The organism is Kitasatospora sp. NPDC059462 (genome assembly GCF_042749955.1).
GTDB lineage: Bacteria > Actinomycetota > Actinomycetes > Streptomycetales > Streptomycetaceae > Kitasatospora.
In genome coordinates this window covers 13,432-14,485 of record NZ_JBHYUU010000193.1, presented here as the reverse complement: position 1 = coordinate 14,485, position 1,054 = coordinate 13,432, and the positions used below count along the sequence as shown (strand labels likewise).

General features: G+C 75.6%; 1 pseudogene. It reads right to left on the bottom strand.

The window, feature by feature from the left end:
* Positions 1 to 738 (bottom strand): annotated as a pseudogene (locus tag ACFXAM_RS32480) (peptidase M28); the annotation flags it as partial.
* Between the last annotated feature and the right edge of the window lie 316 nt (positions 739 to 1,054).

Genomic DNA, 1,054 nt, shown 5'->3' with positions numbered 1-1,054 from the left:
CTTGGTGAAGACCTGGCCGGTGGCGTTGTCGGCACAGCTCAGACCGGGGCGGCCCGGGTCGCGCAGCGAGAAGGAGCTGCCGGAGCCGGTGGTGTCGATCGTCGGCGAGGGGCCGTTCCACTTGCTGTTCAGGGTGCCGGCCCGCACGTCGTCGTAGCTGTCGATGACCTCGCCGCTGCGGGCGTCGACGAAGACGTGCAGGGTGCTCGGGGCGGACGCGGTGCGGCCGGTGAGCACGGTCTCCCAGGCCAGCCGGCCGGCACCGTCCTGCACCCGGACGACCAGCCGGCGGGACTGCACGCCGTCCACCTGGGCGAGCTTGGTGCGGGCGGTCCGCTCTGCGTTGGCGGCGCTGATCAGGGCGGTGGTGGGCACGCCGATCGGGCCGGTGGAGGCGGACTGCAGCCCGCGCACCTGGCCCTGGCCGTCGGCGAGGACGACCGCGTCGCCGCCGACCACCGGCAGGCCCTTGTAGGTGCGCTCGTAGGAGACCGAGTAGAGGCCGCCCAGCCACGGGGTGACGGACTGGCGCTCGTAGGTCTCGCCCGGCCCCTTGGCCAGGGCGTCCAGGCCCGCCGCGGCCGCCTGGTCGGCGGCGTTCACGGCGGCGGCCAGCGCGCTGGGGGGCGCGGCGGCGGCCGGTCCGGGGTCGGCGGCGGCCTGGCCGACCGCGGTGGCGGTCAGCATGCCGGCCACGACGGCCAGGGTGGTCCCCGCCGTCAGCAATCTGCGTTTCATTCCGAGGCTCCTCGAACGTGGGGGTGCTCGATCGCGGACGGCGTGCCGTCAGGGCGCTCACCGCGGGGCCGTTTGGGGGGCGGCCGTGCGGGCGTCCGCGCTCGGGTGCCGGAACCCTCACATGCCGTCATGGCCCGGTCAACGGTCCGGACGGGCCCGGGCGGCGGTTGGCAAGTTCCGTCAAGTGCCGTCAGGAACCCTGCCAGGCAACGAAATTGGCGGCTGACGCGGCGTCCGGCCAGGTCGCCGGGGGGTGGGCGCCTGGGGGCGGGGGGGGCGGGCCGCGGGGGGGCGGGGGGGGTGTGAGGGTTGTTAA